The 14904-nt window shown below is 61.0% G+C and carries 15 protein-coding genes, 1 tRNA gene and 1 riboswitch; of the genes, 9 read left to right on the forward strand and 7 right to left on the reverse strand.

Annotation, left to right across the window (positions count from 1 at the left end; translation table 11 throughout):
* The first annotated feature begins 32 nt into the window (after nucleotides 1-32).
* Together phoU and phoB are read left to right on the forward strand one after the other, a co-directional pair.
* Nucleotides 33-746, forward strand: coding sequence for a phosphate signaling complex protein PhoU (gene phoU / locus FHX15_RS06600; RefSeq protein WP_184394774.1), 714 nt, complete (start codon nucleotides 33-35; stop codon nucleotides 744-746).
* Nucleotides 747-873: 127 nt separating this feature from the next.
* On the forward strand, nucleotides 874-1557 hold the full coding sequence (gene phoB / locus FHX15_RS06605; protein ID WP_003570612.1) for a phosphate regulon transcriptional regulator PhoB: 684 nt from the start codon (nucleotides 874-876) through the stop codon (nucleotides 1555-1557).
* 197 nt (nucleotides 1558-1754) lie between these two features.
* On the opposite strand, the gene FHX15_RS06610 is transcribed toward phoB, so the two are convergent.
* A complete protein-coding gene (locus FHX15_RS06610) occupies nucleotides 1755-2285 on the reverse strand; it encodes a GcrA family cell cycle regulator (RefSeq protein WP_184394776.1) in 531 nt (176 codons plus the stop codon).
* Nucleotides 2286-2709: 424 nt separating this feature from the next.
* On the opposite strand from FHX15_RS06610, the gene FHX15_RS06615 reads away from it, so the two are divergent.
* From FHX15_RS06615 to FHX15_RS06625, 3 genes are all read left to right on the forward strand, one after another.
* A complete protein-coding gene (locus FHX15_RS06615) occupies nucleotides 2710-3909 on the forward strand; it encodes an aspartate aminotransferase family protein (protein WP_184394778.1) in 1200 nt (399 codons plus the stop codon).
* A 45-nt stretch (nucleotides 3910-3954) separates the two neighbouring features.
* On the forward strand, nucleotides 3955-4872 hold the full coding sequence (gene argF / locus FHX15_RS06620; protein WP_184394780.1) for an ornithine carbamoyltransferase: 918 nt from the start codon (nucleotides 3955-3957) through the stop codon (nucleotides 4870-4872).
* Between the two features lie 91 nt (nucleotides 4873-4963).
* Nucleotides 4964-5956, forward strand: coding sequence for an Hsp33 family molecular chaperone (locus tag FHX15_RS06625; RefSeq protein ID WP_184394782.1), 993 nt, complete (start codon nucleotides 4964-4966; stop codon nucleotides 5954-5956).
* On the opposite strand, the gene apaG is transcribed toward FHX15_RS06625, so the two are convergent.
* Entirely contained in the window at nucleotides 5957-6349 is a 393-nt protein-coding gene (apaG, locus tag FHX15_RS06630) for a Co2+/Mg2+ efflux protein ApaG (protein ID WP_184394784.1), read from the reverse strand. It abuts the gene before it with no gap.
* A 245-nt stretch (nucleotides 6350-6594) separates the two neighbouring features.
* Complete coding sequence (locus FHX15_RS06635; protein WP_184394786.1) at nucleotides 6595-7779, reverse strand: O-succinylhomoserine sulfhydrylase; 1185 nt, start codon at nucleotides 7777-7779, stop codon at nucleotides 6595-6597.
* Nucleotides 7780-7824: 45 nt separating this feature from the next.
* A riboswitch (SAM riboswitch) is annotated at nucleotides 7825-7903 on the reverse strand.
* A 73-nt stretch (nucleotides 7904-7976) separates the two neighbouring features.
* On the opposite strand from FHX15_RS06635, the gene FHX15_RS06640 reads away from it, so the two are divergent.
* Both FHX15_RS06640 and FHX15_RS06645 read left to right on the forward strand, forming a co-directional pair.
* Nucleotides 7977-9071 carry a 2'-deoxycytidine 5'-triphosphate deaminase gene (locus tag FHX15_RS06640; RefSeq protein ID WP_184394788.1) on the forward strand — a complete coding sequence of 365 codons (1095 nt, stop codon included), beginning with the start codon at nucleotides 7977-7979 and terminating at the stop codon, nucleotides 9069-9071.
* Nucleotides 9072-9130: 59 nt separating this feature from the next.
* Nucleotides 9131-9204 (forward strand) — tRNA-Gly (locus FHX15_RS06645).
* Between the two features lie 8 nt (nucleotides 9205-9212).
* Here FHX15_RS06645 and FHX15_RS06650 read toward each other — a convergent pair.
* On the reverse strand, nucleotides 9213-9494 hold the full coding sequence (locus tag FHX15_RS06650) for a hypothetical protein (protein WP_184394790.1): 282 nt from the start codon (nucleotides 9492-9494) through the stop codon (nucleotides 9213-9215).
* Nucleotides 9495-9856: 362 nt separating this feature from the next.
* Here FHX15_RS06650 and FHX15_RS06655 point away from each other — a divergent pair, with 362 nt between their 5' ends.
* Nucleotides 9857-10240, forward strand: coding sequence for a VOC family protein (locus FHX15_RS06655; RefSeq protein WP_184394792.1), 384 nt, complete (start codon nucleotides 9857-9859; stop codon nucleotides 10238-10240).
* Between the two features lie 64 nt (nucleotides 10241-10304).
* Here FHX15_RS06655 and FHX15_RS06660 read toward each other — a convergent pair whose 3' ends face one another.
* Nucleotides 10305-12305, reverse strand: a complete 2001-nt coding sequence (locus FHX15_RS06660) for a methyl-accepting chemotaxis protein (RefSeq protein ID WP_184394794.1) — start codon at nucleotides 12303-12305, stop codon at nucleotides 10305-10307.
* A 441-nt stretch (nucleotides 12306-12746) separates the two neighbouring features.
* On the opposite strand from FHX15_RS06660, the gene FHX15_RS06665 reads away from it, so the two are divergent.
* Nucleotides 12747-13622: a transporter substrate-binding domain-containing protein gene (locus tag FHX15_RS06665; RefSeq protein WP_184394796.1), complete on the forward strand. Its 876-nt coding sequence runs from the start codon at nucleotides 12747-12749 to the stop codon at nucleotides 13620-13622.
* Between the two features lie 62 nt (nucleotides 13623-13684).
* Here the strand turns inward: FHX15_RS06665 and FHX15_RS06670 are convergent, their stop codons facing one another.
* Together FHX15_RS06670 and FHX15_RS06675 are read right to left on the reverse strand one after the other, a co-directional pair.
* Nucleotides 13685-14098 (reverse strand): tellurite resistance TerB family protein, encoded by a 414-nt coding sequence (locus tag FHX15_RS06670; protein WP_007821246.1) that lies wholly within the window; start codon nucleotides 14096-14098, stop codon nucleotides 13685-13687.
* 48 nt (nucleotides 14099-14146) lie between these two features.
* Complete coding sequence (locus FHX15_RS06675) at nucleotides 14147-14902, reverse strand: thermonuclease family protein (protein WP_184394798.1); 756 nt, start codon at nucleotides 14900-14902, stop codon at nucleotides 14147-14149.
* Nucleotides 14903-14904 lie beyond the last annotated feature (2 nt).

Genomic DNA, 14904 nt, shown 5'->3' on the forward strand with positions numbered 1-14904 from the left:
TGAACTTTCCCGTTTTGCAAGGACAAAGCCCCATGGCATCGACACATATTTTTTCCGCCTATGACGACGATCTGAAATTCCTGTCCCGGCGCATTTCCGAGATGGGCGGCCTTGCCGAACAGATGGGCGCCGACGCCGTCCGCGCGCTGGTCAATGGTGACACCGCGCTCGCCCAGAAGGTCATTTCCGACGACGTGATCCTCGATCACGCCGAACGCGAGATCAACGACAAGGCGATCGTCACGATCGCCCGCCGTCAGCCGATGGCCGCCGACCTTCGCGAGATCATGGGCTCGATCCGCATCGCCGCCGACCTCGAGCGCGTCGGCGATCTCGGCAAGAACACCGCAAAGCGCGTCATCGCCGTCCAAAGCACCGGCGTTCCGCGCAAGCTCGCCCGTGGTCTTGAGCATCTGTCCGAACTGGCGCTCGTCCAGCTCAAGGAAGTGCTCGACGTCTACACCAACCGGTCTGCCGACAAGGCCAAGTCCATCCGCGAGCGAGACGACGAGATCGACGCGATGTACACCTCGCTGTTCCGCGAGCTCCTGACCTACATGATGGAGGATCCGCGCAACATCACGAGCTGCACCCATCTTCTCTTCTGCGCCAAGAACATCGAGCGCATCGGCGACCATGCGACCAATATCGCCGAGACCATCTACTATATGGCGACCGGCGCCCAGCCGGAGGGCGAGCGTCCGAAGGACGACAGTTCCAACACCGTCGGCGCCGTGACGGAGTAATCCGGACCGGCCCATTGCATGCGCGCCCGCGCCGGGCGCGCAAGGTGCAGCCAATTCCGAATTCCTGCATGATCCCCTGCCTAAATCACCCCCGGTTTAAGGATCATGCATTAGGAGACTGACACGCATGATCCCAAGAGTTGCAGTTGTTGAAGATGAAGAGGCGCTGAGCGTGCTTCTCCGCTACAATCTCGAAGCCGAAGGTTTCGAGGTGGATACGATTCTGCGTGGCGACGAGGCCGAAATCCGGCTTCAGGAGCGCACGCCGGACCTGCTCATCCTGGACTGGATGTTGCCGGGCGTTTCTGGCATCGAGCTCTGCCGCAGGCTGCGCATGCGGCCGGAGACCGAGCGCCTGCCGATCATCATGCTGACGGCGCGCGGCGAAGAGAGCGAGCGCGTTCGCGGTCTCTCGACCGGCGCAGACGACTACGTCGTCAAGCCCTTCTCCACGCCGGAACTCGTCGCCCGCGTCAAGGCGATGCTGCGCCGCGCCCGCCCGGAGGTACTCTCCACCGTTCTGAAATGCGGCGATATCGAGCTCGATCGCGAAACCCATCGCGTCCACCGCAAGAGCCGCGAAGTCCGCCTCGGCCCGACCGAGTTCCGTCTGCTGGAATTCCTGATGTCGTCGCCCGGCAGGGTCTTCTCCCGCTCGCAGCTTCTCGACGGCGTCTGGGGCCACGATATCTATGTGGACGAACGTACCGTCGACGTCCATGTCGGTCGCCTCCGCAAGGCGCTGAACTTTTCCAACATGCAGGATGTCATCCGCACCGTCCGCGGCGCCGGATATTCCATGGAAGCTTAATCCGAGTGATCGGAGGTCCAGACGGGTCGCTCGCTTGCCGGGCGGCCCGTTTGCGTAACTGATCGGCAAGCTTCAATTTGCTTAGCTCGCTCGGGCAAGACGTTCTCAAGCAAGCTGTTATGCCGGCTAAAAATATTGCCCCTCCTCGCGTCGGCGAGGAGGGGCAACGGAATGCTGCATATTATGAAAAGCGCGGATCAGGCGACCCGGACAGCCTTGCGACGTTCGCTCACCGGCTGGTAGGCGAGGCGCTGGTGGTAGCTGCAGTAGGGCGACGAGTCCGACGAGTCGCAGCCGCAGAAGTAGAAGTCGTCCTTCAGCGGATCGCCGACCGGCCACTTGCAGGTGCGCTCCGTCAGCTCCGTCAGGCCGAGGCGGCGGGAGATCGGCACGACCACATTCTTGGCCGGCACGTATTCCATTTCCTCGGCGGTTTCGATCTCGATCTCTTCCTTCAGCATCGTTGCGCCCTGCTGGCGTGCCACGGTGCGAGTAGCGATACGAGATGCATAATTCGGGGCACGGGGCGCCGAAGTCGTGCGCTTCGGTGCGCGCGCCGCGGTTGCCGTGCCGCCGGCCTTGGCGCGACCGGGAAGACTGAGCCGGTGAACCTTGCCGATAACAGCGTTTCTGCTCACTCCGCCAAGCTGCGCAGCGATTTGGCTGGCGCTCAGCCCCTCCGACCAAAGCTTCTTGAGCTTCTCGACACGCTCGTCTGTCCAGTTCATTGCCCTGTCTCCACCTTTCGCGTTGGTGATGGCAGAATCCCTCACCGTTGCCTCGGAGGTCTCCGAAGCAAGAAACGCCTGATCAATTTTGGTGACTAGTTCCGCCGCATGCAGTCTAGTAATTGAACTTTAACCTAGTGTGAGGCTGACTCTGTGACAAGAGTCGCAGGAATCCGATGAATCCGAATTCGTAGTTTTCCCCAACTTGCTTCCCGGGAGAGTCATTTCTGCAACATTAGCTGTTGATAGACCTGTAAAGCCGATTACAGGCTTGACGCATGCGCTAAATCCTCAGTTTTGTTGACATTGCAGTGCGAAAAGTAAATAGTGCTCCAGGCCGCCGAAAGGCGGCATTTTTAATTTTTCGGACCTGGTTTTCTTAGCCGGAGTCCGGTGCCTCAGAATCTGATCAGGAGATCGCGCCATGGCTGAAGCCTCGCCGCTTTATGACACCTATTCTCGTGCCCCATTGCGGTTCGAGCGAGGTGAAGGCGTCTGGCTGATCACCGAAACCGGCGAGCGATATCTGGATTTTGGCGCAGGCGTTGCCGTCACGTCGGTGGGTCACGGCAACCCGCATGTCGTAGCGGCCCTCAAGGATCAGGCTGACAAGGTCTGGCACCTGTCCAACGTCTATGAGATCCCCGGCCAGGAAAAGCTTGCCAATCGTCTGACCGAAGCCACTTTCGCCGACAAGGTGTTCTTCACCAATTCCGGCGCCGAGGCTCTTGAGTGCGCTATCAAGACGGCGCGCCGCTACCAGTTCTCCAAGGGCCATCCGGAGCGCTTCCACATCATTACCTTCGAAGGCGCCTTCCATGGCCGCACGCTGGCGACGATCGCCGCCGGCGGCCAGGAGAAGTATCTCGAAGGTTTCGGCCCGAAGACCCCTGGTTTCGACCAGGTGCCCTTCGGCGATGTCGAGGCCGTGCGTGCCGCGATTACCGACAAGACGGCCGGCATTCTCATCGAGCCGGTGCAGGGTGAGGGCGGCGTCCGCCCGGCGACATCAGAATTCATGAAGGCGCTCCGTCAGCTTTGCGATGAGCACGGCCTGCTCCTCATCCTCGACGAAGTCCAGACCGGCGTCGGCCGTACCGGCAAACTCTTCGCCCATGAATGGTCGGGTATAACGCCCGATATCATGGCGGTTGCCAAGGGTATCGGCGGCGGCTTCCCGCTTGGCGCCTGCCTTGCAACGGCAGAAGCCGCCTCGGGCATGAAGGCCGGCACGCATGGCTCCACCTATGGCGGCAACCCGCTGGCCATGGCTGTCGGTAACGCGGTCCTCGACGTCATCCTGGCTGAAGGCTTCCTGCAGCATGTCCGCGATGTCGCCCTCGTCTTCCGCCAGGGCCTTGCCTCGCTCAAGGATCGTTATCCCGATGTGATCGAAGATATCAGGGGCGAAGGCCTGCTGCTCGGCATCAAGGCTGCCATTCCATCGGCTGAACTGCTGAAGGAAATCCGCGCAGCACACCTTCTGGCGATCCCCGCAGGCGACAACGTTATCCGCCTGCTGCCGCCGCTGGTCGTAACCGCCGAGGAGGCGCGCGAGGGTCTTTCCCGCCTCGAACGCGCTGCCGAAAGCATCCGTGCCGCCAAGGTAAAGAAGAGCGCTTGATAGAATATTGCCCCGCCCGCTGGCGGGCGTAGCAGGTAAAGAACAATGGCTTCCCCGAAACATTTCCTCGATCTCTCCGCAGTCACCGCATCCGACCTCAGAACCATCATGGACGATGCCAAGCTGCGAAAGCAGGCATTCAAGGCCGGCACCGCGGACAAGCCGCTCGCCGGCAAGATGCTTGCCATGATCTTCGAAAAGCCGTCCACCCGAACCCGTGTCTCCTTCGATGTCGGCATGCGCCAGCTCGGCGGCGAGACTTTGTTCCTGTCGGGCACCGAAATGCAGCTCGGCCGCGCCGAGACGATCGGTGATACGGCGAAGGTTCTGTCGCGTTATGTCGATGCGATCATGATCCGCACGACCGAGCACAGCCGTATGCTGGAACTCGCCGAACACGCGACCGTACCCGTCATCAACGCGCTGACGGACGACACCCATCCCTGCCAGATCATGGCCGATATCATGACCTTCGAAGAGCATCGCGGCCCGATCAAGGGAAAGACGATCGCCTGGACGGGCGACGGCAACAACGTGTTGCATTCGCTGGTGGAGGGGGCTGCCCGTTTCGGCTATCGTATGAACATGGCCGTACCCCTTGGTTCCGAGCCTAAGGATCACTATCTGAACTGGGCCCGCAATGAGGGCGCCGAAATCATGCTTTACCATGATGCTGACCGTGCGGTCGCCGGCGTCGATTGTGTGGTGACCGATACCTGGGTCTCCATGAATCAGGAACATCGGGCCCGCGGTCACAATGTCTTCCAGCCTTATCAGGTCAACGCGCATTTGATGGCGCAGGCCGGCAAAGACGCATTGTTCATGCACTGCCTTCCCGCTCATCGCGGTGAGGAGGTGACGGATGAGGTGATCGACGGCCCGCAATCCGTGGTCTTCGATGAAGCGGAAAACCGTCTTCATGCGCAGAAGTCGATTCTTGCTTGGTGCCTGGGCGCGATCTGAACCATAATCGGATGTCGCGAGTTCAAAACTCGCGGCTGCGCAAGCAGCCGGTGCGCTAGCCGGCTGCTCTGACAGAACAGGAGTGAAAGCCATGGCAGAAGCTGCCGCCGCCCTCGGCGAGTTCGATTTCGCCGGCGATGATCATGTCGTCCCCTTCCAGGTGGAAGGGCTGGATGTGCGCGGTCGCGCCGTCCAGCTCGGCCCGATGCTGGATTCTATCCTCGAGCGCCATCACTATCCGGCACCCGTCGCCCGCCTTCTGGCGGAAGTGGTGGTGCTCACGGTGCTGCTCGGCACTTCGCTGAAATTCGAGGGCAAATTCACGGTCCAGACCAAGAGCGACGGTCCTGTCGATCTCCTGGTTGCCGATTTCTCGACACCGGAAAATGTCCGGGCCTATGCCCGTTTCGACCGGGGGCTGCTCGATAAGGCGATCGCGGCAGGCGAAACCGAGCCCGAGCAGCTTCTCGGCAAGGGTATACTGGCCTTCACCATCGATCAGGGCAAGTTCAGCCAGCCCTATCAGGGCATTGTCGCGCTCGATGGTACCTCGCTCGAAGACATTGCCGGCGTCTATTTCCGCCAGTCGGAACAGATCCCGACGCGCGTGCGCCTCGCAGCCGCCGAGCTTTTTGATCGCGATGAGAATGGCAAGCCGCGTCATCGCTGGCGGGCAGGGGGCCTCGTCGCCCAGTTCCTGCCGGAAGCGCCGGAGCGCATGCGCCAGCCCGACCTTCATGGCGGTGATGGCGATACGGAGACCCGCGCCAATGTCGAGGACGATGCCTGGACCGAAGCCCGCTCGCTCGTCGAAACCGTAGATGCGGACGAACTGACCGATCCGCAGGTCGGAACGGAACGCCTGCTTTTCCGCCTTTTCCACGAGCGCGGTGTGCGCGTCTACGATCCGCGCGCCGTCTTCGACCGCTGCAGCTGTTCGCGCGAAAAGATCGGTGGCGTGCTGAAGGGCTTCAGCGCCGAGGAGATCGAGGCGAGCCAAGAAAACGGGGAGATCTCGGTTACCTGCGAGTTCTGCTCCACGACCTATCGCTTCCCGGTGCATGAGGTAGCACCGGCGGAGTGATCAGTTCAGCACTCTGAGCAGGCCGGGGGAATCCAGCGAGAAGGCGGGTATGTCGACATCGAACAGCTCGCCTTCGTCCGTCTCCATCTGGTAATGCCCGAACATCAGGCCGGATGGCGTATCGAGCGGGCAACCGGAAGAATATTCGTAAGTGTCGCCCGGCTGCAGCCGCGGCTGCTCGCCCACGACGCCGGGGCCGCTGACCTCGTCGATCTGCCCGTTCTGGTCGGTAATGTTCCAGTAGCGGTTGACGAGACGTACGGCGATCTTGGAATTGTTGCTGATGACCACACGATACCCCCAGACATAGCGGTCGTCGTCCGGATCGGATTGCTCCTCCAGATAAAAGGGTTCGACAACCACTTCGATGTCTCGTGTGAGGGCGCGATACATGCCTTACACCTTAGTCAAGATAAGTTACCCGTATCTTATAAGAGGCCCCATCCGTCAAGAAATGGTACAGTGATCACCGCCCTGCCACTCCCGGCTGGGCGGCCTTTCGTTCATTAAGCCTAACTCTCGGTGTTAATTTCAAGGCAAATGCCACGGTCGCGGGATGATCCCTCCCGCTCTACACTTGAAGCGCACGCATCGGCTCGAAAATCGATCCCGATCTTCAGAGCCGATACTGGAGAAGATCAGGCCGAAACCTTCGACAGCGCGCGGGCAAAATCCTCGACGAGATCATCCGTGTCTTCGATGCCGGCCGAGAAACGGACGGTTCCCGGCGAAATGCCGAGTTCGGCGCGGGCCTCGTCCGTCAGGTTCTTGTGCGTCGTCGTAGCCGGATGAGTGATCAGGCTCTTGGAGTCGCCGAGATTGTTGGAGATATTCACGATCTCGAGCGCATTCTGCAGAGCGAAGGCCGCTTCCTTGCCGCCCTTCAGTTCGAAGCACACGAGGGTGGAGCCGCCCGACATCTGCTTGGCGATGATATCGGCCTGCGGATGATCCTTGCGGCCGGGATAGATGACCTTGGCGACCTTGCCTTGATCGGCGAGGAAATCGGCGATCTTTGCGGCATTCTGCGTCTGCTGCTTGACGCGCAGCGGCAGCGTCTCGATGCCCTTCAGGAGCGTCCAGGCATTGAACGGCGACATGGCCGGGCCGGTATGGCGGAAATAGTCGTGCAGGTTCTCGTCGATCCATTCCTTGTCCGACAGCACCACGCCGCCGAGGCAGCGGCCCTGGCCGTCGATATGCTTAGTCGCGGAATAGACGACGATATGGGCGCCGAGCTCCAGCGGCTTCTGGAAGAGCGGCGTCGCAAACACATTGTCGACGACGACCTTTGCGCCGATCTGATTGGCGAGCTTGGCGACACCCGAGATATCGACGACTTCCAGCGTGGGGTTGGTCGGGCTTTCCAGGAAGAAGACCTTGGTCTTCGGTGTAACAGCCCTTTCCCAGTTCTCCAGATAGCGGCCGTCAACCAGCGTGCAGTCGATGCCGTATTTCGGCGCCAGCGTTTCGACCACCCAGCGGCAGGAGCCGAAGAGCGCACGCGCTGCAACGATATGATCGCCGGCCTTCAACTGGCAGAGGATGGCAGCGGTAACAGCGGCCATGCCGGAGGCGGTGGCGCGGGCATCTTCGGCGCCTTCCAGCATGCACATGCGCTTTTCGAACATGTCATTGGTGGGGCTGCCGTAGCGCGCGTAGATAAACCCGTCCGTTTCGCCCTTGAAGCGCGCTTCCGCTGCTTCTGAAGTATCGTAGACGAAGCCCTGCGTGAGATAGATTGCTTCCGAAGTCTCGCCATATTGCGAGCGCAGCGTACCACCGTGGACGAGTTGGGTTGCCGGGCGCCAAGTCTTGCTCATGCCATCACCACTTTCAAACAACAAAAAAACCGGCCGCAAATGCAGACCGGTTTCAACCCGGTCTTTTTAGCCACTTGTTTAACGTGGCTGCAAGCCGACCGGCCAAATCACCACGGGATAAAATTGCAATACTGCCGTTCTGCGCTTGCGTCAATTCCCCGACTTTGGTTTTGTCGGCAGCAAATTATGGATGGAGCATGATGGCTCGCGACACTGGAATTCTGGCCGACCGCGCGATAGCAGCGCTGTTTGAAACGGGGCGTCTTCAAAGCGAACGTGAGCTCGATCGCGATCAGATCCAGCCCGCAAGCCTGGACCTGCGGCTGGGCGCCAAGGCTTTCCGTGTGCGCGCCAGCTTCATGCCGGGCCCGTCCCATCTCGTTTCCGACAAGCTCGACCGGCTGAGCCTGCATGTCATCGATCTCGGCGAAGGCGCGGTGCTGGAAACCGGCTGCGTCTACATCGTGCCGCTGATGGAGCATCTCGACTTGCCGGCCGATATGTCGGCCTCGGCCAATCCGAAGAGCTCGACCGGCCGCCTCGATATTTTCACGCGTGTCATCACTGACTATGCACAGGAATTCGACAAGATCCCGGCGGGCTATTCCGGCCCGCTTTATCTCGAAATCAGCCCGCGCACCTTCCCGATCGTCGTGCGCCGCGGCTCTCGCCTGTCGCAGATCCGCTTCCGCGTCGGCCATTCGGTTCTCAGCGAACCGGATCTTCTGAAGCTGCACGAAGCGGAAACGCTGGTCGCTGCCAAGCAGCCGAATATCTCCGGCGGCGGCATCGCATTGTCCATCGATCTGACGGGCGACAAGGATGGCCTGATCGGCTATCGCGGCAAGCACCACACCGCCGTCGTCGATGTCGACAAGAAGGATCAGCACGATATCTACGATTTCTGGGAGCCGCTCTACAGCCGCGGCCGCAACGAGCTGATTCTCGATCCGGATGAGTTCTACATCCTCGTCTCACGCGAGGCGGTGCATGTCCCGCCCGACTACGCGGCCGAAATGACGCCCTTCGATCCGCTGGTCGGCGAATTCCGCGTCCACTACGCCGGCTTCTTCGACCCTGGCTTCGGCCATGCCCCGGCCGGCGGGCGCGGCAGCCGCGCGGTGCTTGAAGTGCGCAGCCACGAAGTCCCCTTCATCCTCGAAGACGGCCAGATCGTCGGCCGCCTGATCTATGAGCACATGCAGGAGCAACCGTCGAGCCTCTACGGCTCAGGCCTCGGTTCCAACTATCAGGCCCAGGGCCTGAAGCTCTCGAAGCATTTCCGCATCTGATATGCGGTGATGCCGCGACTTGACAGCGACGGCCATCTGTTGGAAGTCTCAAGTGGTTGGCGGGTGTAGCTCAATGGTAGAGCAGCAGCTTCCCAAGCTGAATACGAGGGTTCGATTCCCTTCACCCGCTCCAGCTACCTCTCAATCTCTTCCGAAAATATTGATCGGCCGGTACCGGCGATGAGCGATTGCCAGCGTGCGATCCGGGCGGATGATATAGATCTCCTCGACCTGGCGGCCATACTGATCGATGAAATCATGCGGGAAAGTCGAGCCGACAGGCGATTTCGTCAGTTTCGTGCGCGGCTGGCCATTATAGGTGATGCTGCCGGGGATGGGCTCGATGCCGGGCCCGGTATATTCGACAGTCGTGCAGCCGGCGAGCGTCAGCGCGCCAAAGAGGCCAAGTGCAATAAGTTTCATGTCCAGAGCCTTTCCTTCCGCTGCACGGTGGCATTGTACCGCAATTCGCGGAAAGCTCACGATGGAAACGGAGCGATCACTTCGATCTGATCTCGTCACCAGCTTTCTGTAGAGGCCGCCGGCGTCACGATGCCGCTCGATTGACCTGCGTTTGCCACTCGTGGTGCGATCTGCTAAATCGGCACTGTCGAAAAAGGCAGGACCGGATAAGGTAAGCCCGGTCCCTCCCATCATGGGAAGCTCTGCTCCGTGTTTCACACGAGAACCCGCGACGTGGCCCGCATGCGAATGCGGGGTCCCGGCGGCATGCGGAGCGTATAGGAACGCACTCCTCCGGGATTTCATTTTCGAAGGAGACTTTCATGCGCTTGAACCATTTTGATTTCTACGTCCCCGATATCGCCGCCACGGCCGATTTCTTCCTGCGTTATTTTGGCCTGTCATTGCAGGAGATGAACGAGCGGATCGGTCGGGCGATCCTTCATGACGGTGAGGGCGCCGAGATCGTCTTGAGTCGCCCGCACCCGAAATTCGGCGGTGCCGATCAGGTCGAACTGCAAAAGCAGACCTATCATATCGGCTTCATTCTTTCCGAAAGATCTGACGTCGACCGGCTCTATGGCCGCTTGGTGGCAGATGACGCCGTCCTCTCGGGACCGCCGGCCGCCATCCGCGGCGGTTGGCTGTTCTACTGCACGGCCCCCGGCAATATTCTTGTCGAGATTGGCTGGCGTCCGCCAGTCTGAATAGGGCTCGAAACGAGAATGGGCGGCCGAAGCCGCCCATTTGTCACTCACTTCGATCTCGAGCTCAGAATTCCGTCCAGTCCGCTTCCTGGCTGCTGGACGGGGCGGCGGCATTGCTCGCGCCAAAGGCGCTGGCGAGCTTCTGGCCAAGTGCGCGGGCCGGGGAAGCCTTCGGGCGTGCGGTGCTTTCGGCAACGCGAACCGGGGCTCTGGCGGCTGGGCGTGAGGCAGTGCGCTGCCCGGCCGGCGCCGTCGGGATCGGCGCGGCGGCAACGAAGCCGCCGGTGCCCGTCAGGCGGAACTGGCCGAGCAGGTTGTTGAGCGCCGTCGCCTCCGTGGCAAGGCCGTGGCTTGCCGCCGTCGATTCCTCGACCATGGCTGCATTCTGCTGCGTGCTCTGATCCATCGTATTGACGGCGGTGTTGATCTCCTGCAGTCCAATCGACTGCTCGCGCGCAGCTTCGGCGATCGCGTGGACGTGCTGGTTGATTTCCTGCACCTCGTGGACGATCGCATCGAGCGCTTTGCCCGTTTCGCCCACCAACGAGACGCCGGTTTGCACATGCGTGCCTGATGTGGTGATCAGCGCCTTGATCTCCTTGGCGGCGTTTGCAGAGCGCTGGGCAAGCTCACGCACTTCCTGCGCCACGACAGCAAAGCCCTTGCCGGCTTCACCGGCGCGCGCAGCTTCAACGCCGGCGTTGAGCGCCAAGAGGTTCGTCTGGAAGGCGATATCGTCGATGACGCCGATGATATTGCCAATCTCGACGGAAGACTGCTCGATCTGATGCATAGCAGCGACCGCCTTACGGACGATGTCACCGGATTTCTCTGCACCAAGACGAGTACGGGCAACGAGTTGGCTTGCCTCTTCGGCGCGCTTTGCTGCGTCTTTCACTGTCGTCGTGATCTCTTCAAGCGCTGCTGCCGTCTCTTCGACGGAGGCTGCCTGCTGTTCGGTACGCTTCGAAAGCTCGTCGGCAGACGACCGGATCTCGTTGGCGCCGGCGCCGATCGCCCGCGCATTCGAGCCGACCGTGTGCATGGTCTCGTTGAGCTTCTCGACCGAATTGTTGAAGTCCTGGCGCAGTGCATCGAGATGCGCGACGAAGGGCGTGTCGATATGCGAGACGAGGTCGCCGGCCGAGAGCCTGCGCAGGCCGTCGCCGAGCGCATTGACCGCACGTTCGAGATCGGCGGCTTCGGCGGCCTTCTGCGCTTCGCGTTCGCGGCGCTCGCTGTCGCTGAGGCTGCGATCGGCTTCGGCGCGGGCTTCGAGCTGCACGCGCGCGATTGCGTTGTCACGGAAGACGGAGACGGCCTCCGCCATCTTGCCGATTTCGTCGTGACGGTCGAGCCCGGCGATGTCACTGTCCGTGTCACCCTCGGCGAGACTCGTCATGCGCTCGCGCAGCTTTGCCATAGGGCTGGTGATGCCGATCTGGGCGACGACGATGCTGAGACCGATGGCACCGACGACGGCCAGGCCGATCAATGCGAAGCAGAGGTTGATGCGTTCGTTGACGGAAGCCGAAAGAGCGTCGCCGCCGTCATTGAGCATCGCCATCATCGCATCGTTGTTGGCGATCATCTTCGGCGTCAGCGCGTTGAGCTTGGCATTGATCAGGCCGACATTCGCCAGTGCGCCGGTGCTGTCTTTAGCTTTGCTCTGGTCGACGATCTTGTTCGCCAGGGCTTCGATTTCATCAATGGCAACCAGGATTTCTTCGATCGCCGCCTTGCGGCTGGGCACAAGCGCCAACGCCTGGTTCATGCGGTCGCGTGCCTGCGGCAGCTTGCTCGGTGTGGCAAGCGCCGTCTGGAATGCCGGCGTATCGGGCTTCATGTCGGCAAGCAGGCTCACCTGCAGCACCGAGGCGACGACTGAAGCGCTGGCGCGCGCGCTCTGCATCGAAGCCAGCGCCTCATGATCGATGAAGGCGCTGTAGGCGACGTCCGCGCGACGAAATTCGGAGATGACATAGATCAGTCCGGCTATCGTGATCAGCCCCAGCAGCGCCACGACCGATATGATTTTTGTGCGGATTTTCAGATGTTTCAGCATGAGCTCACCCGATTGCCCGGGCGTGTTGCAAACCCGGTGCTTTTGAAATCATTTGTTGCAGAACAATTCTTTGGTATTTGCGCCAGTGGGATACCCTAAGAGGCTCGACATGCGCGTCATGCAGTCGGCCGGTGAGGCCGATGTCGTCGCGTCAAATAAGACGGGATATTGCTTAATTCCGCGCTAACGGCCCGGCGATTGCCCATGAATTTTGGGGGCGCGGTTGCCGTTCGTGCCGGGCGCCAAAAAAATGCAACTTATGCGGAAGTCTCTGTGGCCGGCGCAAAGCCGCGTCTTCTGAAAGTGCCAAGGCCGGCGGCATGGATGGTATTCCGTTCGGTAGCCATCTACCACTCCACCATACCGTATTCCCCGATAGATATGATTCTGTTACATCTCGGCTGTGGCCGAGCGCCGCTCTCAATCCCGAGGCAGGTTATAATGGTGCGATCTAAACCGGCGTTTCCGGCTCCCGGAGGAATGTTCATCCTCTGCCTGTTTTCGGTTGTACTGCTGTCGGCCTTTTCCGTTTTTGCTCAGCAGGCAGGTCCGTCCCTGCCGTTGCTTTTCGATTCTCGCGAGCGCCTGGCAAAGCCTGATCTCTCCTCGCTCGTGCGCTTGCGCTTCCTGACTTCGGTGGATTTCCCGCCCTTCAATTTCACCGATCAGAACGGCAAGCTCGCAGGCTTCAACGTCGATCTCGCCCGCGAGATCTGCAGCGAGCTTGAGATTGCCGACAAATGCCAGATTCAGGCGCTGCCCTTTGCCGACCTGCAGAAGGCGCTTGCCGGCTCGCAGGGTGATGCGGTCATCGCCGGCCTTGCCGTCACGCCCGAGCTGCGCCGCGAATTCCTCTTCTCCCGCCCCTATTTGATGCTGCCGGCCCGCTTCGTCCGCAACGTGAGCGCGTCCGTGACCGGAACGACGGCTGCTGGCCTCGCCGGCCATTCCGTCGGTGTCGTCAAAGGTACTGTGCACGAGGCAATGCTGGCGGCCTTCTTCCCCGCCATCAAGGCTCAGTCCTTCGATACCAAGGACGCGCTGCTGACGGCCTTGAAGGAACGCAAGGTCGATGCCGCCTTTGCAGACGCGTTGCAACTTTCCTTCTGGGTAGCTTCGCCGGCTTCCGGCAAATGCTGCGCCTTATTCGACGGCCCCTATATGTCCGAGCATTTCCTGGGCGAGGGCATGACAATCATGCTGCGCCAGAACGACAGCGTGCTGACGGCAGCGATCGACCACGCGCTGGCAACACTCTCGCGCAACGGTCGCCTACAGGAAATCTATCTGCGTTATTTCCCTAACGGGCTCTACTAGCAAATCCAGCAAAAGTGCCTAACGGTTCTGCGTCCGGAATTGCGTAAAGAAAAGCTGAAACCTCAGCCCTTGCGGAAACGGGCAATCGCGCTGCGCTCGATGGCCGCACAGGTCAGCTTGTCGAGTCCGAGACGATCGCGCAGCAGGCTGAGCAGCCGCAATTCTTCCGCCTTGACGGAAAGGTCGGCCGAGGCGACTTCGACCGCCAGCGCATAGGCCGTGTCGTAGAGGCGGGCAGGCAATGTGTCGCGAACGGTCTCCAGCACCACGTCCAGTCCTTCCGGTCCGGCCAGCAGCGAGGCGCAGTCGCGGGCGATGGAAATCAGATTGTCGTCGTCGAAATCGCGAAACACCGGCAGGAATCCGATGAGCTGGCCAATCCTTTCCATTTCCCGGTCGTTCATAGTGCTGTCGACGGCGGATGCCATCACCATCACATAGATCAGCGCGTCATGGGCGGAAAGCGGCTTGTTCATGTCTGATTCCCTCTTCGATGAGCGGAGATTAGGAATTGGCGGTCTCAATTACAAGGGAGCGGCCGCTTCGGGCCGGCGCGTAGACGCCGGTCTGCGGCGCGGATCCTCGCCGTGAATGCCTTGTTTTGCCTGTTTTGCCTTTTCGCCGGCAGCGGCAAGCGGCGAGCCCGGCTGCGCCTCCACCCAGCCGTTTTCAACCAGCCATGTGCCGATATCCTGCTGCCCCAGCCGGCAGGCAGCCTTTGCCATATCCTCCCACGCATCGGAAGGCAGGTCGCAATCGATCGTGCGGTTGCGCAGGTAGAGCCGCAGTGCAGTTTTCGCCATCATGCCGCACGGCCACTGCTTGCCGCCCGAACCACAGCTCTTGTCGGCAGGCGTCTCGATGACATTGGCAATCTGCAGCCTGCGCTTGCCGAAGGAGAGAATGCCGGCGCTCTCCACCGCCGGCCGCAGCAGTTCCACGCTGCCCTTTCCGACGGGCGCAGCTGATGACGCCTCAGCCGGCGCAACCGCACCTGCATCCGCTGGTGCCTTTTCGGAAAGAGGGCCTGCAGCATTTTCGGATCGAGCCGCCGTTCCCTCTGCCGGCGCAGGCGCCGTTGCCCGTGCGATCAGTTCAGCATCTTCGTCCGTGAGCGGTGCAGGCGGTTCTGCCATATCGGGCGCCGCCGCGACGGCGTTTCCGGCATTAGCGTCAGATGACGGGCTTTCGCTTCCGTTGAGCCGCGCTTGTCCTGCCAAAAGCAGGCCGACCACCACCGCTACCCCCGCGATACCTGTGATAAAGGCTGCAGGGCGCATGA

Source organism: Rhizobium sp. BK650 (genome assembly GCF_014195325.1).
GTDB lineage: Bacteria > Pseudomonadota > Alphaproteobacteria > Rhizobiales > Rhizobiaceae > Rhizobium.

Excerpts from the sequence above, each read along its gene's own strand:
- phoU (WP_184394774.1), top strand. The coding sequence starts at position 33 with ATGGCATCGACACATATTTTTTCCGCCTATGACGACGATCTGAAATTC.
- phoB (WP_003570612.1), top strand. The coding sequence starts at position 874 with ATGATCCCAAGAGTTGCAGTTGTTGAAGATGAAGAGGCGCTGAGCGTG.
- FHX15_RS06610 (WP_184394776.1), bottom strand. The coding sequence starts at position 2,285 with ATGAACTGGACAGACGAGCGTGTCGAGAAGCTCAAGAAGCTTTGGTCG.
- FHX15_RS06615 (WP_184394778.1), top strand. The coding sequence starts at position 2,710 with ATGGCTGAAGCCTCGCCGCTTTATGACACCTATTCTCGTGCCCCATTG.
- argF (WP_184394780.1), top strand. The coding sequence starts at position 3,955 with ATGGCTTCCCCGAAACATTTCCTCGATCTCTCCGCAGTCACCGCATCC.
- FHX15_RS06625 (WP_184394782.1), top strand. The coding sequence starts at position 4,964 with ATGGCAGAAGCTGCCGCCGCCCTCGGCGAGTTCGATTTCGCCGGCGAT.
- apaG (WP_184394784.1), bottom strand. The coding sequence starts at position 6,349 with ATGTATCGCGCCCTCACACGAGACATCGAAGTGGTTGTCGAACCCTTT.
- FHX15_RS06635 (WP_184394786.1), bottom strand. The coding sequence starts at position 7,779 with ATGAGCAAGACTTGGCGCCCGGCAACCCAACTCGTCCACGGTGGTACG.
- FHX15_RS06640 (WP_184394788.1), top strand. The coding sequence starts at position 7,977 with ATGATGGCTCGCGACACTGGAATTCTGGCCGACCGCGCGATAGCAGCG.
- FHX15_RS06650 (WP_184394790.1), bottom strand. The coding sequence starts at position 9,494 with ATGAAACTTATTGCACTTGGCCTCTTTGGCGCGCTGACGCTCGCCGGC.
- FHX15_RS06655 (WP_184394792.1), top strand. The coding sequence starts at position 9,857 with ATGCGCTTGAACCATTTTGATTTCTACGTCCCCGATATCGCCGCCACG.
- FHX15_RS06660 (WP_184394794.1), bottom strand. The coding sequence starts at position 12,305 with ATGCTGAAACATCTGAAAATCCGCACAAAAATCATATCGGTCGTGGCG.
- FHX15_RS06665 (WP_184394796.1), top strand. The coding sequence starts at position 12,747 with ATGGTGCGATCTAAACCGGCGTTTCCGGCTCCCGGAGGAATGTTCATC.
- FHX15_RS06670 (WP_007821246.1), bottom strand. The coding sequence starts at position 14,098 with ATGAACAAGCCGCTTTCCGCCCATGACGCGCTGATCTATGTGATGGTG.
- FHX15_RS06675 (WP_184394798.1), bottom strand. The coding sequence starts at position 14,902 with ATGCGCCCTGCAGCCTTTATCACAGGTATCGCGGGGGTAGCGGTGGTG.